The organism is Comamonas badia DSM 17552, assembly GCF_000484635.1.
GTDB lineage: Bacteria > Pseudomonadota > Gammaproteobacteria > Burkholderiales > Burkholderiaceae_C > Comamonas_C > Comamonas_C badia.
In genome coordinates, this window is sequence record NZ_AXVM01000004.1 from 43413 (window position 1) to 67717 (window position 24305).

The 24305-nt window shown below is 61.2% G+C and carries 23 protein-coding genes and 1 tRNA gene; 11 read left to right on the forward strand and 13 right to left on the reverse strand.

All coding sequences use genetic code 11. The features are described 5' to 3' along the window. Positions 1-66: 66 nt before the first annotated feature. The 12 genes from rpoB to rpsL form a co-directional block, all read right to left on the reverse strand. Positions 67-4191 (reverse strand): DNA-directed RNA polymerase subunit beta, encoded by a 4125-nt coding sequence (gene rpoB, locus K320_RS0109400; protein ID WP_024538586.1) that lies wholly within the window; start codon positions 4189-4191, stop codon positions 67-69. 279 nt (positions 4192-4470) lie between these two features. Next, positions 4471-4851 (reverse strand): 50S ribosomal protein L7/L12, encoded by a 381-nt coding sequence (gene rplL / locus K320_RS0109405; RefSeq protein ID WP_024538587.1) that lies wholly within the window; start codon positions 4849-4851, stop codon positions 4471-4473. A gap of 52 nt (positions 4852-4903) precedes the next feature. Beyond that, complete coding sequence (gene rplJ / locus K320_RS0109410; protein ID WP_024538588.1) at positions 4904-5410, reverse strand: 50S ribosomal protein L10; 507 nt, start codon at positions 5408-5410, stop codon at positions 4904-4906. 237 nt (positions 5411-5647) lie between these two features. Continuing rightward, positions 5648-6343, reverse strand: a complete 696-nt coding sequence (gene rplA, locus K320_RS0109415) for a 50S ribosomal protein L1 (protein ID WP_024538589.1) — start codon at positions 6341-6343, stop codon at positions 5648-5650. Further along, positions 6344-6775, reverse strand: coding sequence for a 50S ribosomal protein L11 (gene rplK / locus K320_RS0109420; protein ID WP_024538590.1), 432 nt, complete (start codon positions 6773-6775; stop codon positions 6344-6346). A 127-nt stretch (positions 6776-6902) separates the two neighbouring features. Beyond that, positions 6903-7490 (reverse strand): transcription termination/antitermination protein NusG, encoded by a 588-nt coding sequence (nusG, locus tag K320_RS0109425; protein ID WP_245593859.1) that lies wholly within the window; start codon positions 7488-7490, stop codon positions 6903-6905. Further along, on the reverse strand, positions 7490-7873 hold the full coding sequence (gene secE / locus K320_RS0109430) for a preprotein translocase subunit SecE (RefSeq protein ID WP_024538592.1): 384 nt from the start codon (positions 7871-7873) through the stop codon (positions 7490-7492). The genes nusG and secE overlap by 1 nt, the downstream gene beginning before the upstream one ends. Before the next feature lie 79 nt (positions 7874-7952). After that, a tRNA-Trp gene (locus K320_RS0109435) sits at positions 7953-8028 on the reverse strand. A 16-nt stretch (positions 8029-8044) separates the two neighbouring features. Then, complete coding sequence (gene tuf, locus K320_RS0109440) at positions 8045-9235, reverse strand: elongation factor Tu (protein ID WP_024538593.1); 1191 nt, start codon at positions 9233-9235, stop codon at positions 8045-8047. 167 nt (positions 9236-9402) lie between these two features. Next, the gene (gene fusA, locus K320_RS0109445) at positions 9403-11511 is read right to left on the reverse strand and encodes an elongation factor G (protein WP_024538594.1); all 2109 of its coding nucleotides are present in this window, start codon (positions 11509-11511) and stop codon (positions 9403-9405) included. An 86-nt stretch (positions 11512-11597) separates the two neighbouring features. After that, entirely contained in the window at positions 11598-12071 is a 474-nt protein-coding gene (gene rpsG, locus K320_RS0109450) for a 30S ribosomal protein S7 (RefSeq protein WP_024538595.1), read from the reverse strand. A gap of 163 nt (positions 12072-12234) precedes the next feature. Further along, positions 12235-12612, reverse strand: a complete 378-nt coding sequence (gene rpsL / locus K320_RS0109455) for a 30S ribosomal protein S12 (RefSeq protein WP_024538596.1) — start codon at positions 12610-12612, stop codon at positions 12235-12237. Between the two features lie 196 nt (positions 12613-12808). Here rpsL and K320_RS0109460 point away from each other — a divergent pair, with 196 nt between their 5' ends. The 11 genes from K320_RS0109460 to ccmB all read left to right on the forward strand — a co-directional run bounded on the left by K320_RS0109460 (position 12809) and on the right by ccmB (position 22752). After that, positions 12809-14605: a multiheme c-type cytochrome gene (locus K320_RS0109460; RefSeq protein WP_169730047.1), complete on the forward strand. Its 1797-nt coding sequence runs from the start codon at positions 12809-12811 to the stop codon at positions 14603-14605. Between the two features lie 84 nt (positions 14606-14689). Beyond that, entirely contained in the window at positions 14690-15718 is a 1029-nt protein-coding gene (haoB, locus tag K320_RS0109465; protein ID WP_169730048.1) for a hydroxylamine oxidation protein HaoB, read from the forward strand. 5 nt (positions 15719-15723) lie between these two features. Beyond that, complete coding sequence (locus K320_RS0109470; protein WP_051384886.1) at positions 15724-16536, forward strand: heme ABC transporter permease; 813 nt, start codon at positions 15724-15726, stop codon at positions 16534-16536. Between the two features lie 32 nt (positions 16537-16568). Next, on the forward strand, positions 16569-16673 hold the full coding sequence (gene ccmD / locus K320_RS19635) for a heme exporter protein CcmD (protein WP_281172636.1): 105 nt from the start codon (positions 16569-16571) through the stop codon (positions 16671-16673). Positions 16674-16676: 3 nt separating this feature from the next. After that, the gene (ccmE, locus tag K320_RS0109480) at positions 16677-17132 is read left to right on the forward strand and encodes a cytochrome c maturation protein CcmE (protein ID WP_024538600.1); all 456 of its coding nucleotides are present in this window, start codon (positions 16677-16679) and stop codon (positions 17130-17132) included. Then, positions 17129-19144: a heme lyase CcmF/NrfE family subunit gene (locus K320_RS0109485; RefSeq protein ID WP_024538601.1), complete on the forward strand. Its 2016-nt coding sequence runs from the start codon at positions 17129-17131 to the stop codon at positions 19142-19144. The genes ccmE and K320_RS0109485 overlap by 4 nt, the downstream gene beginning before the upstream one ends. Beyond that, positions 19141-19668 (forward strand): DsbE family thiol:disulfide interchange protein, encoded by a 528-nt coding sequence (locus K320_RS0109490; RefSeq protein WP_024538602.1) that lies wholly within the window; start codon positions 19141-19143, stop codon positions 19666-19668. The genes K320_RS0109485 and K320_RS0109490 overlap by 4 nt, the downstream gene beginning before the upstream one ends. Then, positions 19661-20137 carry a cytochrome c-type biogenesis protein gene (locus K320_RS0109495; protein ID WP_024538603.1) on the forward strand — a complete coding sequence of 159 codons (477 nt, stop codon included), beginning with the start codon at positions 19661-19663 and terminating at the stop codon, positions 20135-20137. The genes K320_RS0109490 and K320_RS0109495 overlap by 8 nt, the downstream gene beginning before the upstream one ends. After that, positions 20134-21378, forward strand: a complete 1245-nt coding sequence (gene ccmI, locus K320_RS0109500; protein WP_024538604.1) for a c-type cytochrome biogenesis protein CcmI — start codon at positions 20134-20136, stop codon at positions 21376-21378. The genes K320_RS0109495 and ccmI overlap by 4 nt, the downstream gene beginning before the upstream one ends. Positions 21379-21385: 7 nt before the next feature. Next, the gene (gene ccmA, locus K320_RS0109505) at positions 21386-22039 is read left to right on the forward strand and encodes a cytochrome c biogenesis heme-transporting ATPase CcmA (protein ID WP_051384887.1); all 654 of its coding nucleotides are present in this window, start codon (positions 21386-21388) and stop codon (positions 22037-22039) included. Continuing rightward, complete coding sequence (gene ccmB / locus K320_RS0109510) at positions 22036-22752, forward strand: heme exporter protein CcmB (protein WP_024538606.1); 717 nt, start codon at positions 22036-22038, stop codon at positions 22750-22752. Before ccmA ends, ccmB begins: the two co-directional genes overlap by 4 nt. 16 nt (positions 22753-22768) lie before the next feature. Here ccmB and pdxR read toward each other — a convergent pair whose 3' ends face one another. After that, the gene (gene pdxR, locus K320_RS0109515; RefSeq protein ID WP_024538607.1) at positions 22769-24268 is read right to left on the reverse strand and encodes a MocR-like pyridoxine biosynthesis transcription factor PdxR; all 1500 of its coding nucleotides are present in this window, start codon (positions 24266-24268) and stop codon (positions 22769-22771) included. Between the last annotated feature and the right edge of the window lie 37 nt (positions 24269-24305).

The following is a 24305-nucleotide window of genomic DNA, read 5'->3' on the forward strand; positions in this document are numbered from 1 at the left end:
CACAAATACCTTGCATATCGTTTGCTGGCGCGCGCAAGCAGCTCACTTTTTCAAATCCACCCAGTCTCAGGAGCGGTCCATTTCGATATCCAGGCCCAACGAGCGGATTTCCTTGATCAGCACGTTGAAGGACTCGGGCATGCCGGCCTCGATCGAGTGTTCGCCCTTGACGATGTTCTCGTAGACCTTGGTGCGGCCCTGCACGTCGTCGGACTTGACGGTGAGCATTTCCTGCAGCACGTAGGCGGCGCCGTAGGCTTCCAGCGCCCACACTTCCATCTCGCCGAAACGCTGGCCGCCGAACTGCGCCTTGCCGCCCAGCGGCTGCTGCGTCACCAGCGAGTACGGGCCGGTGGAGCGGGCGTGCATCTTGTCGTCCACCAGGTGGTGCAGCTTCAGGTAGTGCATGTAGCCGATCGTGGTCGGGCGCTCGAAGCGCTCGCCGCTGCGGCCGTCGTACAGGAAAGCCTGGGTGCGCGGCGCGGTCAGGCCCTTGGCCTGCGCAACCGCCTCCGGGTAGGCCAGTTGCAGCATGTCCTTGATCTCGGCCTCGGAGGCGCCATCGAACACCGGCGACGCAAAGGGCACGCCTTCCGTCAGTTCGCGCGCCATCGCCAGCAGGCCCGCGTCGTCGAACTGCGCCAGGTCTTCCTTGTGGCCGCGCGCGTTGTAGATTTCCTCGACGAACTTGCGCACTTCCGCCGCCTTGGCCTCGCGCTCCAGCATGTCGGCAATGCGCTGGCCCAGGCCCTTGGCGGCCCAGCCCAGGTGCACCTCCAGCACCTGCCCGATGTTCATCCGCGAGGGCACGCCCAGCGGGTTGAGCACGATGTCGGCCGGCGTGCCGTCTTCCATGTAGGGCATGTCCTCGACCGGAACGATCTTGGAGACCACGCCCTTGTTGCCGTGGCGCCCGGCCATCTTGTCGCCGGGCTGCAGGCGGCGCTTGACGGCCAGGTAGACCTTGACCATCTTGAGCACGCCCGCGGGCAGTTCGTCGCCCTGCGTGAGCTTCTTGCGCTTTTCCTCGAACGCCAGGTCGAACTCGTGGCGCGTGTGCTCCATCGCGTTCTTCATGGATTCGAGCTGCGCGGCCACGGTGTCGTCGGCCAGGCGGATGTCGAACCAATGGTGGCGATCGACGCTGGCGAGATAGGCCTTGTCGATCGTGCTGCCCTTGGCCAGCTTGTTCGGACCGCCGTTGGCCGTCTTGCCCGTGATGAGTTTTTCGATGCGGTCGAAGGCATCGGCCTCGACGATGCGCAGGCGGTCGTTCAAATCGAGACGATAGCGCTTGAGCTCATCGTCGATGATCTGCTGCGCCCGCTTGTCGCGCTGAATGCCTTCGCGCGTGAACACCTGCACGTCGATGACGGTGCCCTGGCTGCCCTGCTCCACGCGCAGCGAGGTGTCCTTCACGTCCGAAGCCTTCTCGCCGAAAATCGCGCGCAGCAGCTTTTCTTCCGGCGTCAGCGTGGTCTCGCCCTTGGGCGTGACCTTGCCCACCAGCGTATCGCCCGGCAGCACCTCGGCACCAACGTAGATGATGCCGGAGTCATCCAGGCGGTTGAGCTGCTGCTCCGACAGGTTGGGGATGTCGCGCGTGATTTCCTCGGCGCCCAGCTTGGTGTCGCGCGCCATCACCACCAGTTCCTCGATGTGCACGCTGGTGTAGCGGTCGTCGGCCACGACCTTCTCGCTGATCAGGATCGAATCCTCGAAGTTGTAGCCGTTCCAGGGCATGAAGGCGATCAGCATGTTCTGGCCGATCGCGATCTCGCCCAGGTCGGTCGAAGCACCGTCGGCGATCACGTCGCCCTTGGCCAGCACATCGCCCTTCTTCACGATGGGGCGCTGGTGGATGTTGGTGTTCTGGTTGGAACGCTGGTACTTGATGAGGTTGTAGATATCCACACCCACTTCACCGGCCACGGCCTCGTCGTCGTGCACGCGGATCACGATGCGCGTGGCATCGACGTAATCAACGATGCCGCCACGATCGGCCGTCACCACCGTGCCCGAGTCAATGGCCGCCACGCGCTCTATGCCCGTGCCCACCAGAGGCTTTTGCGGGCGCAGCACCGGCACCGCCTGGCGCGACATGTTGGCGCCCATCAGCGCGCGGTTGGCGTCGTTGTGCTCCAGGAAGGGCACCAGCGAAGCCGCCACCGAGACGATCTGCGCCGGCGACACGTCCATGTACTGCACGCGGTCGGCCGACACCAGGGTCGATTCACCCTGCTCGCGCGCGCTCACCAGATCGCCCGTCAGGCGTCCTTGCTCGTCCAGCGTGGCGTTGGCCTGCGCAATGATGTATTTGCCTTCTTCGATGGCCGAGAGGTAATCGATCTGATCGGTCACCTGGCCTTCGTGCACGCGGCGGTACGGCGTCTCTATGAATCCGTATTCGTTCAGGCGCGCATACAGCGCCAGCGAGTTGATCAGACCGATGTTCGGGCCTTCCGGCGTCTCGATCGGGCACACGCGGCCGTAGTGCGTGACGTGCACGTCGCGCACCTCGAAGCCGGCGCGCTCGCGCGTCAGACCGCCCGGGCCCAGGGCCGAGACGCGGCGCTTGTGCGTGATTTCGGCCAGCGGGTTGGTCTGGTCCATGAACTGGCTCAGCTGCGAGGCACCGAAGAACTCCTTGAGCGCTGCCGAAATCGGCTTGGAGTTGATCAGGTCGTGCGGCATCAGCGGCTCTTGCTCGGCCTGGCCCAGGCGCTCCTTCACCGCCTTTTCGATACGCGCCAGACCCGTGCGGTACTGGTTTTCGGCCAGCTCACCGACGCAGCGCACGCGGCGGTTGCCCAGGTGGTCGATGTCGTCCACCTCGCCCTTGCCGTTGCGCAGATCGACGAGGATCTTGACCACGGACAGGATGTCGTCGTTGGACAGCACCATGGGGCCAGTGGACTCATCGCGGCCCACCTTGGCGTTGAACTTCATGCGGCCCACGCGCGAAAGGTCGTAGGTATCGTGGTTGTAGAACAGGCGCTGGAACAGGGCCTGCACTGCGTCCTCGGTCGGCGGCTCGCCGGGGCGCATCATGCGGTAGATGGCCACGCGCGCGGCAAATTCATCCGTCGTCTCATCGGCGCGCAAGGTCTGCGAGATGTACGGACCCTGGTCCAGCTCGTTGGTATGGATGCACGGGAATTCCTGCACACCGGCGGTGCGCAGCTTCTTGAGCAGCGCCTCGGTCAGTTCCTCGTTGGCCTTGGCAACGATTTCACCGGTATCGCCATCCACTACATCATGGGCCAGCACGCGGCCGATGAGGAAATCTTCCGGCACGCTGATGTGCGTCGTCTTGGACTGCTCCAGCTCGCGCGTGTGGCGCGCGGTGATGCGCTTGTCCTTGGCGACGATGACGTTGCCGGATTTATCCGTGACATCGAACCGTGCGATCTCGCCCTTGATGCGGTCAGCGACGAATTCCATCTGCGCGCCCGAATCCATCAGGCGGAAGTTGTCGTTGACGAAGAAGTGCGCAAGGATCTGCTCGGTGTTCAGCCCGATGGCGCGCAGCAGAATCGTCACCGGCATCTTGCGGCGGCGGTCCACGCGGAAATACAGGATGTCCTTGGGGTCGAACTCGAAGTCCAGCCACGAGCCGCGGTAGGGGATGATGCGGGCGCTGAAGAGCAGCTTGCCCGAGCTGTGGGTCTTGCCCTTGTCATGCTCGAAGAACACGCCGGGCGAACGGTGCAGCTGCGAAACGATCACGCGCTCGGTGCCGTTGATGATGAACGAGCCCTTGTCGGTCATGCGCGGCACTTCGCCCATGTAGACCTCCTGCTCCTTCACCTCCTTGACCACCTTGTTCTGCGAAGTGGAGGCTTCGCGGTCGTAGATGATGAGCTGCACCTTGGCACGCACGGCCGACGCAAACGTCAGGCCGCGCGTCTGGCATTCGCGCACATCGAACGCGGGCTTGGCCAGGTTGTACTCGACGAACTTCATCTCGACGAAGCCGTTGTGCGAGACGATGGGGAAGGCCGCCAGGAAGGCCGCCTGCAGCCCTTCGCTGGTGCGCTTCTTCGGAGCCAGATCGGCCTGCAGGAACGCGGTGTAGGCATCTTTCTGCATCTGCAGCAGATAAGGCACTTTGAGCACGCTGTCGCGTGTGCCAAAACTCTTGCGGATGCGTTTGCGTTCGGTATAGCTGTACGTGGATGTTGGGGCCATGAATACTCCGGGCAAAGACATGAAAAACGGTCTTCGACGACTGCCCCGCGGGCTCTGGGCACCCACGGGCTTGGCGGTTGGCCACTACCAACCATGGCGGACGGCGATGCATTGCACATCGCCCGAACCAAGGCATCTTCTGTTGTCGGACAAGAGCAGAAGACACTAGAAAGCGATCGGTACGGCCGCTTTCTGGTGCGCTCTGCAGCGCAGCTACCCACAAAGCGCCAAGGGCTGGAGGTCTTTTGCAAGACCTCCAGCCCGGCGCCGCGAAGCGTCTTACTTGAGTTCGGCCTTGGCGCCGGCTTCGGTGAGCTTCTTGGCAGCGGCCTCGGCGTCGGCCTTGGGCATCGCTTCCTTGACGGTCTTGGGCGCGCCATCGACCAGGTCCTTGGCTTCCTTCAGACCCAGGCCGGTGATTTCGCGCACCGCCTTGATGACCGACACCTTGTTGGCGCCGACTTCAGCCAGCACCACGTCGAATTCGGTCTTCTCTTCAACGGCGGCGGCAGCGCCACCCCCGGCACCACCAGCGGCCGGGGCGGCCATGGCGGCGGCGCTCACGCCAAATTTTTCTTCGATGGCCTTGACCAGGTCGTTGAGTTCGAGCACCGTCATGCCGTCAAGGGCGGTCAGGAATGCGTCTTTATCGAATGCCATTTTGATTTCCTACAAATGTTGGTTGTTACGTATCGGTGTGCAGACCAGCGCCTCAGGCGGCCGCCGCAGCACCTTCGCCTTTTTTCGCCGCCAGCGCACCCAGCACCACTGCCGTGCGGGAAATCGGCGACATGAGCAAGCCACACAGCTGGGCCAGCAGCACTTCCTTGGAAGGAATGTTGGCCAGTTCTTTCACGCCGTTCACGTCCAGGGCCTTGCCCGCGAAGGCGCCGCCGCGAATCACCAGCTTGTCGTTGGTCTTCGCGAAATCGGCCACCACCTTGGCGGCGGCCACAGCGTCTTCGGAGAAGCCGTAGATCAGGGGACCGGTCATCTGGTCGGCCAGCACTTCAAAACTGCCACCGGCCACAGCCCTGCGCGCCAGCGTGTTCTTGAGAACACTCAGGGACACGCCTTGGCCGCGGGCATTGGCACGCAGTTTCGTCATATCGGCCACCGTGATGCCACGGTACTCCGCGATCACGAGCGTTTGAGCTTTGGCGGCGAGCCCGGTCACATCGTTGATGACCGCTTCTTTCTCACTGCGATTCAGACTCAAGGTCTACTCCTTCATATGCGCACCTCGGGGCAGGCCCCTTGATGCGCGCTCTTCGTTAGCAGCGACCAACTGTTGAGGAATCTGCATTCCATCGGCAGCGGGGTCGCCATCTGCGTTGGCTCCGTGAATTTAAGTGCACCCCTGTGCACGCCAACGGTCTTGGATGGCCAGCGTGCAAGCACGCCGCCCACCACCGGAGCGCCGGTTAGGGCACCCCAATTCGCCAACGCTATCGGTTCAAGCCGACAGCGTCTGAATGTCCACGCGCACGCCCAGGCCCATGGTGCTCGATACCGCGACCTTGCGCAGGTACACACCCTTGCTGGTGGCGGGTTTCGCCTTGTTGAGCGCCTCGACAAGTGCCACCAGGTTGCCCTGCAGCTTGTCGGTATCAAACGAGCGGCGACCGATCGTGGAATGCACGATACCGGCCTTGTCCACGCGGAACTGCACCTGACCGGCTTTGGCGTTTTTCACCGCCGTGGCCACATCGGGCGTCACCGTGCCGACCTTCGGGTTGGGCATCAGGCCGCGCGGGCCCAGGATCTGACCCAGCTGGCCGACCACACGCATGGCATCGGGCGCAGCGATCACGATATCGAACGGCATGTCGCCCGCCTTCACGCGCGCTGCCAGGTCGTCCATGCCCACCACATCTGCACCGGCGGCGGCAGCCTCTTCGGCCTTTGCGCCTTGCGCAAACACGGCGACGCGCTTGGTCTTGCCGGTACCGTTGGGCAGCACCACGGCGCCACGCACCACCTGATCCGACTTCTTGGCATCGATGCCCAGTTGCACGGCCACGTCGATGGATTCATCGAACTTGGCGGTAGCCGCTTCCTTCACCAGACCCAGAGCGTCGGTGAGTGCGTACAGCTTGCCGTTATCGACCTTGCCCTGCAGGGCCTTCTGCTTTTTCGTGAGCTTTGCCATTTACACACCCTCCACCGCAACGCCCATGGAGCGGGCAGAACCGGCGAGCGTGCGCACGGCGGCATCCACGTCGGCGGCGTTCATGTCCTTCATCTTGGTCTTGGCGATTTCTTCGAGCTGCGCGCGCGTGATCTTGCCGACCTTGGTGGCCTTGGCGTTTGCCGAACCCTTGTCCAGCTTGATGGCCTTCTTGATCAACACGGTCGCTGGCGGCGTCTTGATGATGAAGGTGAAGCTCTTGTCCGCGAATGCCGTGATGACCACCGGCAGTGGCAGACCGGGCTCGACACCCTGGGTCTGGGCGTTGAACGCCTTGCAGAACTCCATGATGTTCAAACCGCGCTGACCCAACGCCGGGCCAATGGGGGGTGACGGATTGGCCTTTCCAGCCGGCACTTGCAGCTTGATGAAGCCGACGATTTTCTTCGCCATGTTTACTCCTTGCGGGTCCAGCGCCTGAATGCTTCGAACCAGGCTCCCCGGGGGTGAGCGACTCTCCAGAATTCGTGCGCGGTACCGAGTCGGAAAATACCGAGCACATCAAACACCGTGCAGAAAGCTATGCCTTCTCCACTTGCGCAAATTCAAGCTCCACCGGGGTGGAACGCCCAAAAATCGTCACCGCGACACGCAGGCGACTTTTCTCGTAATTCACCTCTTCAACGACACCATTGAAATCGTTGAAAGGACCGTCCTTGACGCGCACCAGCTCGCCGGTGATGAATTCGATCTTGTGGCGTGGCTTGTCGGCGCCCTCCTGCACCTGATTCTCAATCTTGCGCACCTCTTCTTCGGAGATGGGTGCTGGCCGGTTCTTGGCACCGCCCACAAATCCAGTAACCTTGTTCGTGTGCTTGATCAGGTGCCAGGTGTCGTCATCCATCACCATCTGCACAAAGACATATCCCGGGAAAAGACGCCGCTCCGTCGTCTTGCGCTGACCATTGCGAACCTCGACAACCTCTTCGGTAGGCACCAGCACACGGCCGAATTTTTCCTGCATGCCAGACCGCTTGATGCGTTCGAGGATATTGCGCTCAACCGCCTTTTCCATTCCGGAATAGGCATGCACGATATACCAACGCAAATCCGCCAACGACGATGGCGTCTGTTCGGCCATGGATCCCGCTTCCGACACGTCAGCCATCATTTCCTCCATCCCAGAATCAGGTCATAAAAGACCCATTCCAGCGTCCTGTCGGCTGCCCAGAGGAAGAACGCCATCAGGACAACAAAACCGAATACGTAGAGCGTCATCTGCATGGTTTCCTTGCGCGTGGGCCAGACCACCTTCGCCACTTCGCGCCACGAATCGCGCGCAAAACCAATGAGCTGACGCCCGGGCTCCGATACCAGAAAAACCACGGACGCAGCCAGCAGGCCACCAATCAATGCCGCCCACTGCACGAGCGCACCTTGCTTGCCGAGCATGTAAAAACCGGCCAATGCCGCAACGGCCAGGGCCGCCGCCAATGCCAGCTTGGCCTTGTCCGCCGCTGTAGATACCGTCTCAACCTGGGAAGTTGCCATTCTTGTTCCTGTACCGAACCATCGCACAGACACCGAAGCCCGTCAGGACTGACGGGCTTGCTTTAGCTGCCATCCGGTGTGGCAGGGGCAGTAGGAATCGAACCTACAACCTTCGGTTTTGGAGACCGACGCTCTGCCAATTGAGCTATACCCCTATCTGCCTATCTCTTCTTACTCAATGACCTTGGCCACGACGCCCGCGCCGACGGTGCGGCCTCCCTCGCGGATGGCAAAGCGCAACCCCTCTTCCATGGCGATGGGGTGGATCAGCTTGACGGTCATGGAAACGTTGTCGCCAGGCATCACCATTTCCTTGTCCTTGGGCAACTCGATGGCGCCGGTGACGTCGGTGGTGCGGAAGTAGAACTGCGGGCGGTAGTTGTTGAAGAACGGCGTGTGACGGCCGCCTTCGTCCTTGGAGAGCACGTAGACTTCGCACGAGAAATGCGTGTGCGGGGTGATCGAGCCGGGCTTGGAAACCACCTGGCCGCGCTCGACGTCTTCACGCTTGGTACCGCGCAGCAGGATGCCGACGTTGTCGCCTGCCTGGCCCTGGTCCAGGAGCTTCCTGAACATCTCCACGCCGGTGACGGTGGTCTTCTGGGTGTCGCGGATACCGACGATTTCAACTTCTTCGCCGACCTTGACGATACCGCGCTCCACGCGGCCCGTGATCACGGTACCGCGGCCGGAGATGGAGAACACGTCTTCCACGGGCATCAGGAAGGCACCGTCAATGGCGCGCTCTGGCGTGGGGATGTAGGTGTCCAGCGCCTCGGCCAGCTTCATGATGGCTTGCTCACCGAGTTCGCCCGCATCGCCTTCGAGCGCCAGCTTGGCCGAGCCCTTGATGATGGGGGTGTCGTCGCCGGGGAAGTCGTACTTGGACAGGAGTTCGCGCACTTCCATTTCAACGAGTTCGAGCAGTTCGGCGTCGTCAACCATGTCGCACTTGTTCAGGAACACGATGATGTAGGGCACGCCGACCTGGCGGGCCAGCAGGATGTGCTCACGGGTCTGGGGCATGGGGCCATCGGCAGCCGATACAACCAGGATGGCGCCGTCCATCTGGGCGGCGCCGGTGATCATGTTCTTGACGTAGTCGGCGTGGCCGGGGCAGTCCACGTGGGCGTAGTGGCGGTTGGCGGTCTCGTACTCGACGTGCGAGGTGTTGATGGTGATGCCGCGGGCCTTTTCTTCAGGGGCGTTGTCGATCTGGTCGTAGCTCTTGGCTTCGCCACCGAATTTCTTGCCCAGCACCGTGGCGATAGCCGCCGTCAGCGTGGTCTTGCCATGGTCCACGTGGCCTATCGTGCCCACGTTCACGTGGGGCTTGGTACGCTCGAATTTTCCTTTTGCCATTTCAAACTCCAAAAGAGCAATGCCTGTGTAAGGGTTTAAGGTCTGCACCCGGTTGCTGGTTCACTTCGCACAGGACAACAAAGCGGCACCAGATCGCAGACCAGAAAACTATTAAAACAATAGCTTTTGCCGCTTTTCAGACAAGCGTCAGCAGCCGTTTTATCCAATTATTTTGCGCGCGCAGCCATGATCGCTTCAGCGACGTTCTTCGGCGCTTCTGCGTAGTGCTTGAACTCCATCGTGTAGGTAGCTCGACCCTGCGTCATGGAACGCAACTGCGTGGCATAACCAAACATTTCGGACAGCGGCACCTCGGCCTTGATCGCCTTGCCGCCGCCAGCCATGTCGTCCATGCCTTGCACCATGCCGCGACGGCTGGAAAGGTCGCCCATCACGGTACCCGCATAGTCTTCCGGCGTTTCGACTTCAACCGCCATCATCGGCTCGAGAATCACCGGGCTGGCCTTGCGCGCCGCTTCCTTGAAACCGAAGATAGCGGCCATCTTGAATGCCTGCTCCGATGAGTCCACGTCGTGGTATGAACCAAAAGTCAGTGCGACCTTCACGTCCACCACCGGGTAGCCGGCCAGCACACCGCTTTGCAGCGCTTCCTCCACACCCTTCTGCACTGCAGGGATGTACTCGCGCGGCACCACGCCACCCTTGATTTCGTCGAGGAACTCGAAGCCCTTGCCCGGTTCATTGGGTTCCAGGCGGAACACCACGTGACCATACTGGCCCTTGCCCCCCGACTGGCGCACGAATTTGCCATCCACATCGGTAACCGTCTTGCGCACAGTTTCGCGGTAGGCCACCTGCGGCTTGCCGACGTTGGCCTCCACACCAAATTCGCGCTTCATGCGGTCAACGATGATGTCCAGGTGCAGTTCGCCCATGCCGGCGATGATGGTCTGACCCGATTCTTCATCGGTACGCACGCGGAACGACGGATCTTCGGATGCCAGGCGCGACAGGGCAATGCCCATCTTCTCCTGGTCTGCCTTGGACTTGGGCTCAACGGCCTGGGCGATCACCGGCTCAGGGAACACCATGCGCTCCAACATGATGTGCGCATTCAGGTCGCACAGCGTGTCGCCGGTGGTGACCTCCTTCAGCCCCACGCAGGCAGCGATGTCGCCGGCGCGGATCTCTTCGATTTCCTGGCGCTCGTTGGCGTGCATCTGCACGATGCGGCCGATGCGCTCCTTCTTGCCCTTGACGGCGTTGTAGACGGTGTCTCCCTTGGAGAGCACGCCCGAATACACGCGCACAAAGGTCAGCTGACCGACGAAGGGGTCGGTCATGAGCTTGAACGCCAGTGCCGAGAACTTCTCATCGTCACTGGGCTTGCGCGACAGATGCTTCTCGTGGTCATCGGGATCGGTTCCCGCCACGTCCGGAATGTCCGTCGGCGCCGGCAGGAAGTCGAGCACGGCGTCCAGCATGCGCTGCACGCCCTTGTTTTTGAAGGCCGAGCCACACAGCATGGGCTGAATTTCGGTGGCAATCGTGCGCTGACGGATGCCGGCAATGATGTCGGCCTCGCTGAGGCCACCCTCTTCGAGGTATTTGTTCATCAGTTCTTCACTGGCTTCCGCAGCCGATTCGATCATCTTCTCGCGCCACTCATTGGCTTGATCGACCAAATCCGCCGGGATTTCCCTGTACTCGAACTTCATGCCCTGCGACTCTTCATCCCAGATGATGGCTTTCATCTTGATAAGGTCCACCACGCCCTGAAAGCCGTCTTCGGCGCCGATTGGGATCACCACTGGCACCGGATGCGCATTCAACCGCACCTTCATCTGGTCATGCACCTTGAAGAAGTTGGCGCCGGTGCGATCCATCTTGTTGACGAACGCAATGCGCGGCACCTTGTGCTTGTTGGCCTGGCGCCAGACGGTTTCGGACTGAGGCTGCACACCGCCCACGGCGCAATACACCATCACCGCGCCATCGAGCACACGCATGGAGCGTTCCACCTCGATGGTGAAATCCACGTGCCCCGGGGTATCAATGATGTTGATGCGATGGGATGGCCGCGACAGATCCATACCCTTCCAGAAGCAGGTCACGGCAGATGAGGTGATGGTAATGCCACGCTCTTGCTCTTGCTCCATCCAATCGGTTGTCGCAGCGCCGTCGTGCACTTCGCCGATCTTGTGGGTCAGACCGGTGTAAAACAGGATGCGCTCGGACGTCGTCGTCTTGCCCGCGTCAATGTGCGCGGAAATACCGATATTGCGATAGCGCTCGAGGGGAGTAGTGCGAGCCATGATGGTCTTTCGTTAACGGGCAAAAGCCCGGCCGCCGGAAATCGGCGCGTCGGGCTCCCGGCCTTCGAGGAAAATGGGGATGAAACTCAGAAACGGAAGTGGCTGAAGGCCTTGTTAGCCTCGGCCATGCGATGCACCTCATCACGGCGCTTCATCGCACCGCCGCGGCCTTCGGTAGCTTCCATCAATTCATTGGCCAGACGCTGCGCCATGGATTTCTCGCCACGCTTGCGCGCAGCCTCTTTGATCCAGCGCATCGACAGCGCCAGGCGGCGCACCGGGCGCACTTCCACGGGCACCTGGTAGTTGGCGCCACCCACGCGGCGGGATTTCACTTCCACCATGGGCTTGACGTTGTTGATGGCCGTGGTGAACACCTCCAGGGAGTTCTTCTCGGGCTGCTTCTTCTCGATCAGCTCCAGCGCACCATAGATGATGCGCTCTGCAACTGCCTTCTTGCCGCCTTCCATGATCACGTTCATGAATTTGGACAGCTCGACATTGCCGAACTTGGGATCCGGCAGGATTTCACGTTTGGGGACTTCGCGACGACGTGGCATTTCTTACCTCTATCTTTGCTTCAGTTGGCACCCTTTCAGGCACCGCAAGAGCCCACACAGAACTCTCACTTACTCGACCCGCGCACACCACGTGCGTTTGGGGTCACTACGCTGCAATCTCGCGCCACGCGGGATGACAACACCGAAAAAACGACAAGCCAGATTACTTGGCCTTCGGACGCTTGGCACCGTACTTGGAGCGCGACTGCTTGCGATCCTTGACGCCTTGCAAGTCCAGCGAACCACGCACGATGTGGTAACGCACACCGGGCAAGTCCTTGACACGGCCGCCGCGCACCAGCACCACGCTGTGCTCCTGCAGGTTGTGGCCTTCGCCGCCGATGTAGGAAATGACCTCGAAGCCGTTGGTCAGGCGCACCTTGGCGACCTTGCGCAGAGCGGAGTTGGGCTTCCTGGGCGTTGTGGTGTACACGCGGGTGCACACGCCGCGCCGCTGCGGGCAGTTCTCCATGGCAGGACTCTTGGATTTGACAACTTCGACCGTGCGGCCCTGGCGCACGAGTTGGTTAATGGTTGGCATTAATAAAACGTCCCTGAAACGTGAATCCATGGCTCATGCGTCAACGACGCATGAGCCATCCCATCCAACAATTTGGAAAAGCCTCGTAGTTTACTGCAGCTCGTTCCGGAAATCAACGTCCGCCCACAAGGCCACAGGACGAGCAACCGTGGCACCATGCCAGCGCCCGCGATTGGTACTACCGCAATCGCGGCAGATGGCCATGATTGCCCAACGCCAAGCTCATCCGGAGGGAATCATGTGGTCGCGACTCCTCAGCCTTTTCGCCCTGTTGCTCTGTCTGACGGCAGTGCATCTGCCCGCGCAAGCTGCCATCTGGGAATCCGTCCCCGATGAGCAGCTCAAGGCACTGAACCTGGACAGAGACGCATCCCCCAAGGAACTGTTCGACAGCCTCTCCAAGCGCTATCGTGCGGAACTGACCAAGGGCAAGCACGCCAAGTTCTGGGAGCCGATACCGATGGACATGTATCTCGCTCCGACCTTGTTCTACAAGGCGCCAGATTTGAATATGGAAGTGACGCGCGAACAATGCGCCACCTGCCACAAGGATGTCACGCATGGCTGGGTAGCCTCCTGGGAAAAGAGCGTGCACGCGAATCTGGATCAGATACGCAAGCTGCCAGCCGACGACATCAAGGCGTATAAAAAGGACATCATCGCGGAGGTGGAGGTCAACTTGCAGTCCCAAGGGTTGCTGGCGCAAGGCAACCAGCTCAAGGACGTCAGCTGTGCCGACTGCCACATGAGCATAGGCGCCAAGGCCGGCAACCATAAAGATTTGCGCATGCCGGACCGCACGGTCTGTGGCAGCTGTCACCTGCGCCAGTTCGCGGAGGCGGAATCCGAGCGGGACACACTCACCTGGCCGCAGAACCAGTGGGACAAGGGCCACCCCTCCCACTCAGTGGATTACATGGCGAACGTGGAGACCGCTACATGGGCCGCGCTCCAGCAGCGCGAAGTGGCGGCAAGTTGCACCATGTGCCACACCAACCAGACCAAATGCGACAACTGCCATACGCGCCATGAATTTTCTACAGTGGAGGCGCGCAAGCCAGAAGCCTGCGCCACCTGCCACAACGGCGTGGATCACAACGAGTTCGAGCAGTTCATGTTCTCCAAGCATGGTACCCAGTACCAAACCAAAGGCCACCAGTGGAACTGGGATGCCCGGCTGGCGGACCAGAACACCAAGGGCGGCTTCACCGGCCCTACCTGCCAGGGATGCCACTTCGAATTCAAGGGCCAGTTCACCCACAACACCGTCCGCAAGGTGCGCTGGGGCTTCCTGCCCTTTCAGAACATCGTTGACAACCTGGAAGATCCGTGGTTCAAGGATCGCAAAACCGCATGGGTAGGCACCTGCTCGCAATGCCACTCGCCCCGGTTTGCCGAAACCTATTTGACGATGATGGACAACGGCATCAAGGACGGCACCAAACTGGTCGAGGAAACGCGGTCCGTAGTCAAAAAGCTCTACGACGACAAGTTGCTCGTAGGACAGAAGACCAACCGCCCCGCCCTGCCGGCGCCGGAACAAGACGAACCCGGCGGATTCTTCACGCTGTTCTTCGCGAAGGCCAATCAGACAACAACGGTGGATCGCACATTTGCCGAGATGTGGGAACAGCACGTCGCGCGCTTCATGAAAGGGCTGGAGCACGTCAACCCGGGCGGCTGGACCTATTCCCACGGCTGGAGCGATTTGATCAAGGACCAGGCCATCATCAACGAACAGGACACACTCCTGCGCGAGAAAGCCCAGATGGAACAGCGACTGCAAAAGCTCGAAAGCAAGGCGGGCAGCGGCGGCAAGATGTCGTCACTTGACAACCGCTCCCCCAAGAGCCTGCTCGCGAGCATGCAGGCAGACCCTTTGTACACAGGGGGAACCCTGGCCTTCCTGGGTGGCGGTCTGCTGCTGGGTGGTCTCGCGGGACGTCGGCGCAATCGCACGAACGACAAAGAGGCCAAGCCAGAAGAGGCCTGACATCAGGACCTAAAACCATGGCGCCCGGCAATGCACACCGATCGCATTGCGCGGGCGCCGCAACACCATAGGCAGGAGAGCATCATGAAACACCAACGCCCACTTGCCACGGTGGCCTCTGCCGCGGGTCTGGCGCTGATGCTGGCGGCCTCCGCACTCATATGGCAGCACTTCACCGCACCTCCGGTCTATGCGTACATCATCGGCGAGACGGTTCCCGCGTCCGACGCCGGCCCTCTCGCTGCTTACGTGGAGGCAGGCCTCACGGTGCGCCGGGCGAGCCTGCAATCGGCGGAGCGGGCATCGTCGCTTGCCACGCTGGACATCGCCGAAACGGCTGCAGGCCCGGTGCTGCTGAACTGGCAGGCGCGTGTGGATGACCCCTTCATGACTCTGGCGGTGCCACCACAAGACGTTGTCACGCTCTCAGGGGTGCTCAAGCGCCACGTTCCCGCGCAGTCGAAGGTATTCGCATGGTGGGACACATCCCGCCAGATCAATGCGCTCGGCGCGCTCGATTTCATGTTCGACCGCCACTTGGGGCTGCCTCTCTTTTTGCCGGCGCACTGGAGCGGCCAGCGGGCAAATATCGAAAAAATCGAAAACAGCTTCTGGGCCGGAAATGTTCGCGACGCGACCGACGAACGGGAACGGTTTCGTCAATTTGCCCGCGCCCTGACAGCGCCAGAAGCCGAGGGCATAGCAATGCTCCGTTCGCTCGCGGGTGAGGGGAAGCCGATCGTGCTGATACTGCATCTGCGCGACATCATCCTGTTGGGCCAGATGTTCCCCGATCGGCTGGGCGTGGCGTTCCAGGATTTTGGTGCCTCCAATGATGTGCATGGCATGGTGCGGTGGGTCCATGCCTGGCTGGAAGAGCACAAATACACGGCATACGGCGTGTTGCCGGCCAGCGGGCAGCCGGTACGCGCCGTCGCCCTGACTGATGCTGCGTCTGCCAGGACACTGGCAGCGCGCCTGCTTCCCTTCATGGGCAACGAACAGCACGATGTGGCAGGCGCCACATTGGTTTACCAGGCGGGAGGGTTTTCAGTATTTGAAATTGCACCAGCCGACAATACCAAGCTTGCCATCAGCACGACGCAAAGTTAACCTCCATGCCAGTAACGCCCGATCAGCGCACAACGATCAATTGGTTCAAATACGCTGCACCTGCACGCTTTTATCCGCTGGCAGGCAAGGCAGTCCGATGGTTCTCCACCTTGGCAATAGTGTTGGGGCTTGTTGGTCTGTACATCGGCTTTCTCGTCGCCCCGACAGATGCCCAGCAGGGCGATGCCTATCGCATCATCTTTCTGCATGTCCCCGCTGCCTGGCTTTCCATGGTGATCTATGTCGCCATGGCCTTCTGGGCAGGGGTCGGCCTGGTGTTCAACACACGGCTTGCATCCATGCTGGCCAGCGCACTGGCTCCCACGGGCGCATTGATGACTTTCATAGCACTATGGACAGGTGCGCTGTGGGGAAAACCCACTTGGGGCACTTGGTGGGTCTGGGATGCACGACTCACGTCCGAGCTGATTCTGCTGTTTCTGTATTTTGGCTTTTTGTCACTGCAGGCCTCGATTGACGATGAACGCCGTGCAGATCGCGCCACGGCGGTGCTGGCACTGGTGGGCGTGGTGAATGTGCCAATCATCTATTTTTCGGTCAAATGGTGGAACACCCTGCACCAAGGGGCGTCGGTCAGCCTTTCCAGTGCCCCAAGCATCGCTACCCCCATGCTGATAGGCATGCTCGTCATGTCGGCGGCGGTGTGGTGCTATTGCATCGCAATCGTTTTGGCGAGAGTCCGCGTCATCATCCTTGAGCGGGAGCAGCACGCCGGCTGGGCTGCGCGGGAACTGGGGAGCACTGCAGCGAATCCATCAACCGGTCCAACTTCCCAACGCATAGAGATTTCGCCGTGATGTACTGGAGCAGTTGGTCCGAGTTTTTCCATATGGGCGGGTATGGCATCTACGTATGGGGTTCCATGGGCGTCATGGCGATAGCCATGGTGCTTGAGGTCTGGCAGGTTCGCGCTCGACGCAAGCGGATGGGGTAATTCATGAAATCCAGAACAAAACGCGGATTGATCATCGTCGCCGGCTTGGCCACCCTTGCGGTGGTCAGCACATTGGTGCTCAACGCCTTCCAGGACAACCTGGTGTTTTTCTTCAGCCCATCGCAGGTCGCTACCAAAGAAGCGCCAGCCGATCGCAGCTTCCGGCTTGGCGGGTTGGTAGAGGAAGGGAGCGTCAAGCGCTCCAGCGACAGCTTGGCCGTGCAGTTTGTCGTGACAGATGGCGCCAAGGCGATTCCCGTGACCTACAACGGCCTGCTCCCGGACATGTTTCGAGAAGGGAAAGGCGTGGTCACCCAAGGCCGCCTGGACTCCAGCGGCACCTTCCACGCCGATCAGGTGCTGGCCAAGCACGATGAGAACTACACCCCGAAAGAAGTTGCCGACACCTTGAAAACAACGGCTTACAAAGAGCCTTCCGCCGCTGAGGCGCGCCAATGATCGCGGAACTGGGGCAACTCGCCCTCATCCTCGCCTTGGCGATGGCCATCGTGCAGTGCGTAGTGCCTCTGGCGGGGGCTGCCCGCGGCAATCCGGACTGGATGGCCCTGGCCCGTCCCGCCGCCATCGGGCAATTCCTGTTCGTTGCCACGGCGTTTGCATGTCTCACGATGTCTTTCGTGAACAATGATTTTTCGGTGCTGTACGTCGCCCAGCACTCCAATTCCGCATTGCCGCTGATCTACCGCATCTGCGCAGTGTGGGGTGGACACGAAGGCTCCATCCTGCTGTGGGCCCTGATTCTGGCCAGCTGGACCTTGGCAGTCTCGCTGTTTTCAAACAACCTCGATGACCAGACTACCGCCCGCATCATTGGCGTGATAGGCCTCATCTCCATCGGCTTCCTGCTGTTCATCCTGTTCACGTCCAACCCCTTTGAGCGCCTGATTCCCGCAGCGGCCGATGGGCAAGACTTGAACCCGCAGTTGCAGGACCCCGGTCTCATCATTCACCCACCGTTGCTCTATATGGGCTATGTAGGGACGGTGGTCGCCTTTGCGTTTGCCATTGCTGCGCTCCTCGCAGGCCGCCTGGACGCAGCGTGGGCACGCTGGTCTCGCCCCTGGGCCACCGTCTCCTGGGGGTTTCTCACACTGGGCATCGCCGTAGGAAGTGCCTGGGCTTATTACGAGTTGGGCTGGGGTGGCTGGTGGTTCTGGGACCCGGTTGAAAACGCCTCGCTGATGCCCTGGCTCGTCAGCACGGCGCTGCTGCATTCGCTGGCCGTCACGGAAAAACGCAACACCTTCAAGCTCTGGACGGCGCTGCTGGCCATCATCGCGTTCTCACTGTCGCTACTGGGTACTTTCCTGGTGCGTTCGGGTGTACTCACCTCGGTGCATGCGTTTGCCACCGATCCATCGCGCGGCATCTATATTCTCGGGTTCCTGACGCTAGTCGTGGGCGGTTCCCTCGTTTTGTTTGCCTGGCGCGCTCCCAAAGTGGGTCTCGGGGCCCGTTTCGGCATGGTTTCGCGCGAAGCCATGCTGCTGGTAAACAATGTCGTTCTGCTTGTGGCATTCACGGCAGTGCTGCTGGGAACGCTGTACCCGCTGCTCATCGACGCCTTGGGCATGGGCAAGCTATCGGTCGGACCTCCGTATTTCAATGCCGTCTTCGTCCCACTGATGGCGCCGGCGTTGTTCCTCATGGGTATTGGCCCTATCGCACGCTGGCGTGAAGACAAGGCCATGGCGCTGGCGCTGAAGCTGCGCTGGGCTTTGGGGGTGAGTCTGGTGGCTGCACTGATTTCCCCCTGGCTTCTGGGCAATTGGAAGCCTCTGGTGGGCTTCGGGCTATTCCTGGCCTTCTGGATCGCGACGACGACCGTCTACAACCTCTACGAGCGGCTCAAGAGCCACCCTGCGCCCAGCTGGCGCCGACGCATCAGCATGCAGCCTGGCAGCTACTACGGCATGCTGCTGGCGCATTTGGGCGTGGCCATCTTCATCGTCGGCGTCACCATCGTGAACGGTTACGAGGTCGAGAAGGACGTCACCATGGAGCCTGGCGAGACCACGAGCATTGCCGGCTATACCTTCCAGTTTGAAGGCACCAGCCGGAAACAAGGTCCGAATTACACGGCAGATGTCGGTATTCTCACGGTCACATCCAACGGCAAGCCAGTCACGACACTCAAGCCGGAGCGTCGCATCTATACCGCCAGCCGCAACCCGATGCCGATGACTGAAGCCGCCATCAACCCCGGGCTGACCCGCGATCTGTACGCCGCTCTGGGTGATCAGTTGACGGACAAGCGCTGGATCGTACGTGTGTATTTCAAGCCCTTTGTCGACTGGATTTGGTTTGGATGCCTGATCATGGCCCTGGGTGGTTTGTTTGCCGTCATGGACAGACGCTACAGGATTGCCCGTCGAACGCAACGGACGCGCGCCTCGCAAGCACCACAAGGCGTGCCGGCAACCGCCACGGCACGGATGGTTTCGCCATGAGGAAGGGAGTTGTTCCCCTTGCGGTCTTCCTGGTGTTGGTGGCCTTTCTGGGCATTGGTCTGACTCTGAACCCTAGGGAACTGCCATCGCCCCTTGTTGACAAGCCTTTGCCGCAGTTTTCCCTGCCGCAGCTGAGCGAGCCACAAAAGGCATTTGCCCCTGCGGACATGAAGGGCAAGGTGTGGATGCTTAACGTATGGGCATCCTGGTGCGTCGCCTGCCGGGTGGAGCATCCAGTGCTCGTGGAACTGTCCAAGACCGATAAATCGGTGCTGATCTATGGCCTCAACTACAAAGACAGGCGCGAAGATGCGCTGCAATGGCTCACCCGCTTTGGCAACCCCTATGCCGAATCCATCTCCGATACCCAGGGGCTTGTAGGCATCGATCTGGGTGTATACGGTGTGCCGGAAACCTTCATCATCGACAAGCAAGGTGTGATTCGGCACAAACAGATCGGTCCGATCACCCCAGAGGTATTGCAAGACACCATCCTGCCGCTCATGAGGAAACTGGGTGCGTAAATACTTTGCCCTGATTGCGCTGTGCTGCGCATGCCTGACTGCGCAACGCGCCCTGGCAACCGAGGCGCCGACGCTGGCCAACAACCCCGCTCTTGAACAGCATGTCATGGAAATCGCTCAGGAATTGCGCTGCCTCGTCTGCCAGAACGAGACCATTGCAGCATCGCACGCCGATCTGGCGGTTGATCTCCGTCAGCAGATCCGCACCAAACTTCAGGAGGGTGAAACGCCCGCCCAAATCCGCAAGTTCATGGTGGATCGCTACGGCGAGTTCGTGTTGTACAAGCCTCGCCTGAGCACCAAGACTTTCCTGCTGTGGATCGGGCCCTTCGTCTTGCTGGTGCTAGGCTTTTTCGTGTTGTGGCGCACGCTGCGTCAGCGCACCGCAGAGGCTGACACCTCCCTATCAGAACAGGATGTCCAACGAGCGCGCGAACTGCTGGGCATTCCCCGGGAGAAAGGTCAATGACTCTGTTCATGGCGATTGCCGTATGCATGGTCCTGGCGGCTCTGGCAGTAGTCATCATTCCGCTGCTGCGCAGTAGCCGCCGCACCGCACGACAGGGACAAGACCTGATGGTGCTTGCGGACGGCTTGCGCGAACTGGATGCGGAGCGCGCGGCCGGAGACATGAGTGCTCCTGAATACGAGCGTGCCCGACTGGACCTGGAGCGCCAGGCATTGCAGTCCCAGCAGGCCGCGGACATCAGCGCCGAAGGCAGCCTGCGTGCCAACTGGGGGGTAGCGCTGGCGACTGCGATCGCCTTGCCTCTGCTGGCAGGCGGCCTGTATCTTTCTATCGGGCAGCCCGGGACGCTCAAGCCGGGGGCGGCTCAGGTGGCGCAAGCAAACGGCGACGACGCCCATGCTCCCGATGACGCGGCTGTCGCGGCACTGCAGGCGCGCCTGGCGCAAGATGACACGGATGTGGAAGGCTGGGTACTGCTGGCACGTTCCTACTTCCAGATGCGTCGCGTTGACGATGCGCTCAATGCCTATCGCAAAGCGACAACGTTGATGGCCGACAATCCGGACCTGTGGGTCGAATACGCCAATACGCTGGCAATCGCGCACAACCGCGATCTGTCGGGCGAACCGACGCAGATGGTCGAGCGTGCACTCAAGATTGATCCCAACAACTTCAATGCACTGGCATTTGCCGGCTTGGCGGCATTCCAGCGCGACGATCGTGCAACGGCACTGCAATATTGGGAGCGGCTCAAGGCACTTCTGCCCCCCGGGTCGGAGGACAACAAGAGAATTGACGAACTCATAGCCAGAGCGCGCGGTGACGTTGTTGCGGCAAGCCAAGGTAGTGCACAGACGCCATCGACACAACCAGCAGCTGGCGCACCTGCAGAAACGGCGGCCATTCATGGCACTGTGGCGCTGAACAGTGCGCTGGCGAGCCAGGTTGCCCCGGCCGACACCCTGTTCATCTACGCCCGCGCTCCGGAGGGCCCGCCCATGCCCTTGGCAGCCGTGCGCGCCCGGGCTACTGGCTGGCCGGTCTCGTTCACCCTGGATGACAGCAGCGCAATGGTGGCTGAAAGAGCGTTGTCCAGATTTCCACACGTGAACCTGGTTGCCCGGATTTCCCGTACCGGCAGCCCTGCGGCACAGCCGGGCGATATCGAAGGCAGCATCGATAACGTGGCCTTGGGCAGCAAGAACGTGCACATCGTACTGGACCGGGTGGTCGGACGCTGACAAGCGCATGGATCGCGTTTCGCCCGCAGCCCCATTGGCTGCGTCACCGTTGCAGCTTGTCGACCTGCAGTGCATCCGGGCACGGCGCGTCCTGTTTTCCGGACTGACGCTTGCTGTGCCTGCTGGCCATGTCCTGCGGGTGCAGGGACCCAATGGGGCTGGCAAGACCAGTCTGTTGCGCATGATCTGCGGCCTGCTTTCCCCCCACACGGGCGAAGTGCTGTGGAAAGGCCGCAACATTGCCAAGCTGCGCGAAGAGTTCGGACGTGACCTGACCTTTTTTGGACATTTGGCCGGCCTCAAAGCCGAGCTCTCGCCGCTGGAAAACCTTCTCATCACGGCAGCGCTGAGCGATACCGCATGTGACCCGACAACCGCCTTGAAGGCATTGGCTGCGGCCGGCCTGGGTGGCCATGAGCGCATGCCTGTACGGGCACTGTCGCAAGGCCAGCGCCGCCGCGCGGCCCTGGCCCGGCTGATGCTGTCACCCACGCCCCTGTGGGTGCTGGACGAACCATTCAACGCTCTGGACCAAGCCGCCACGCAGTGGCTGCTGGCTCTGATTGGCGCGCACGCAAACCGCGGAGGCATCATTGTCCTCACCAGCCACCAACCGGTGGCGCTGGAAGGCGGCATCTGCCAGATCACGCTTACGCTATGACGCGCGCCAGCAGCAAGACCAAAGCACAGCCCGCGCGGCCAGGCCCGCTGGGCGGCATGCGCCATCTATTTCTGCGCGATGTACGTATTGCCTTGCGCCGCCAATCGGACTCCGCCGCGGCCATCGTGTTTTTCTTCATCGTCGTCAGCCTCTTCCCGCTGGGAGTGGGCGCCGAGCCGCAACTGCTGCGCGCCATGGCGCCAGGCGTGATATGGGTCGCCGCCTTGCTGGCCGCGATGCTGTCCTTGCCACGGATGTTCAACGATGACTTGCAGGATGGCACGCTCGAACAACTCCTGCTGGCGGCAACTCCGCTGCCGCTGCTCGTCGGGGCAAAAATGGCGGCCCACTGGCTCAGTTCAGGCCTGTTGCTGGCACTGCTGTCCCCTCTGCTGGCACTGCAATTCGACCTTCCATCCGACGCCACGAGCGTCCTTCTGGCTTCCTTGCTGTTGGGCACCCCAACATTGAGTCTGATCGGCGCCATCATGTCCGCGCTGACGCTGGGCGCGCGCGGCAGCGGCGTCCTGCTGTCCTTGCTGGTGCTTCCGCTGTACATCCCCGTACTGGTGTTCGGTGCCGCATCCGTGCATGCGAGCGCCTCGGGCCTGGGCGTTTCGGCGCATTTTTCATTACTGGGCGCCATCCTTGTGCTGGCCCTGTTTCTCAGTCCCTGGGCAACAGCCTGGGCTCTGCGAATCTCGGTGGAATGATGGTTCCACCTGCCTTTCACGCTATCGCTGCGGACGCACAGCCTGATTCGGCGGATAACTGCCACAGCCGAAGCAGAGCTTCGCTGATTTCGGTTTCCGTCAAGGCTGCATAACCCAGCAGAACGACGCGCTGCAAGGCGTCATCGCGGTCCGCTGGCTCCAACGTCAAGGCGTTGCCGGTATCAATGCCGTAGATACCCACGCCACAAGCGTGGGCTCGCGCCTCCATCGCGCGTGCATGCAATCCGCCCGGCGGCAGGTGCGCGACAACATGCATGCCACCACTGCGGCCATCGACCTGCCACTGCGGCAAGAAATGTGCCAATGCGGTGCACAGGTGGTTGCGTCGCGCGGCATACGCGTGCCGCATGCGGCGAAGATGTTCAGCGTAACCACCTTCCGCAATGAAGGTGGCAAGCGCTGCCTGTTCCAGCCAGGGCTGGCAGTTGTTGAGCAGCGCCTTCGCGTGGCAGACCGGCGCAACCATATCCACAGGCAGCACCATGTAGCCAATGCGCAACCCAGCGCCCAGACTCTTGGAGAACGTGCCCAGATAAATGACCTGATCGTTGCGATCAAGGCTTTTGAGCGCCGGCAGTGGCGTGCCATCGTAGAAAAAATCGCTGTCGTAATCGTCTTCAACCACTGTTGCTCCGGTGTCACCGGCCCACGCCAGCAGCGCCTGGCGCCTTGGCAACGACAGCGTGCTGCCCAACGGGTATTGGTGTGACGGTGTCGTGTATACCAGTGCCACCTCCCTTGGCAATTTCGCCGGATCCAGGCCATGCTGGTCAACCGGCACCGGCAGCAAGCGCGCGCCGTGATTGATGAAGACATTGGCTGCGCCTCGGTAGCACGGATTTTCCACAGCCACGCGAGCACCAGGTTCGAGAAGCACGCAAGCAAGCAGATTCAAACCCTCCTGAATGCCATTGGTAATCACAATTCGATCGGCAGTGGTGGCAATCCCTCGCGTTGCTCCCACATGCAGCGCAATCGCTTCACGCAGCGCCAGCAAGCCCTGTGGGTCGCCATATTCGCACAGGCCGCGCGCATCCTCACGCAACATGCGCTGCAGCAACGACTGCCATGACCGCATGGGAAACAGCCGTGCGTCAGGCCGCCCCACCCAGAAATCAAAGCTGACAGCGGATGTATGCAGTCGCGTTACCCGGTGCGAATCTTCTCGCTGCCGCAAGCTGCGGCGCTGCGCACCCAGGGAACAATGGTGCCCATGCGCAAGTGGCAAGACTGCAGGCCCTTCCCGCACGACGCCTTCGGTCACGAAGGTACCCAGGGGTTCGCGCGTCTCAATCAGGCCTTCCGCCACCAGGCGCGCATACGCGGCCACCACCGTATTGCGCGAAACTTTCAAGTCTGCCGCCAGTTCGCGGCTGGCAGGCATTCGGGCGCCCGGCGCCAGCCGGCCGTCAAGGATCAGATCACGAATCTGCCCTGCGATCGCTCCCTGAAGCCGGGTGGTGCCGGCATCATCCAGCCGTATCGGCAGTTGCATTGCGCTGCTCCTCCCGCGCGTGGTGAATGCCCGTGCA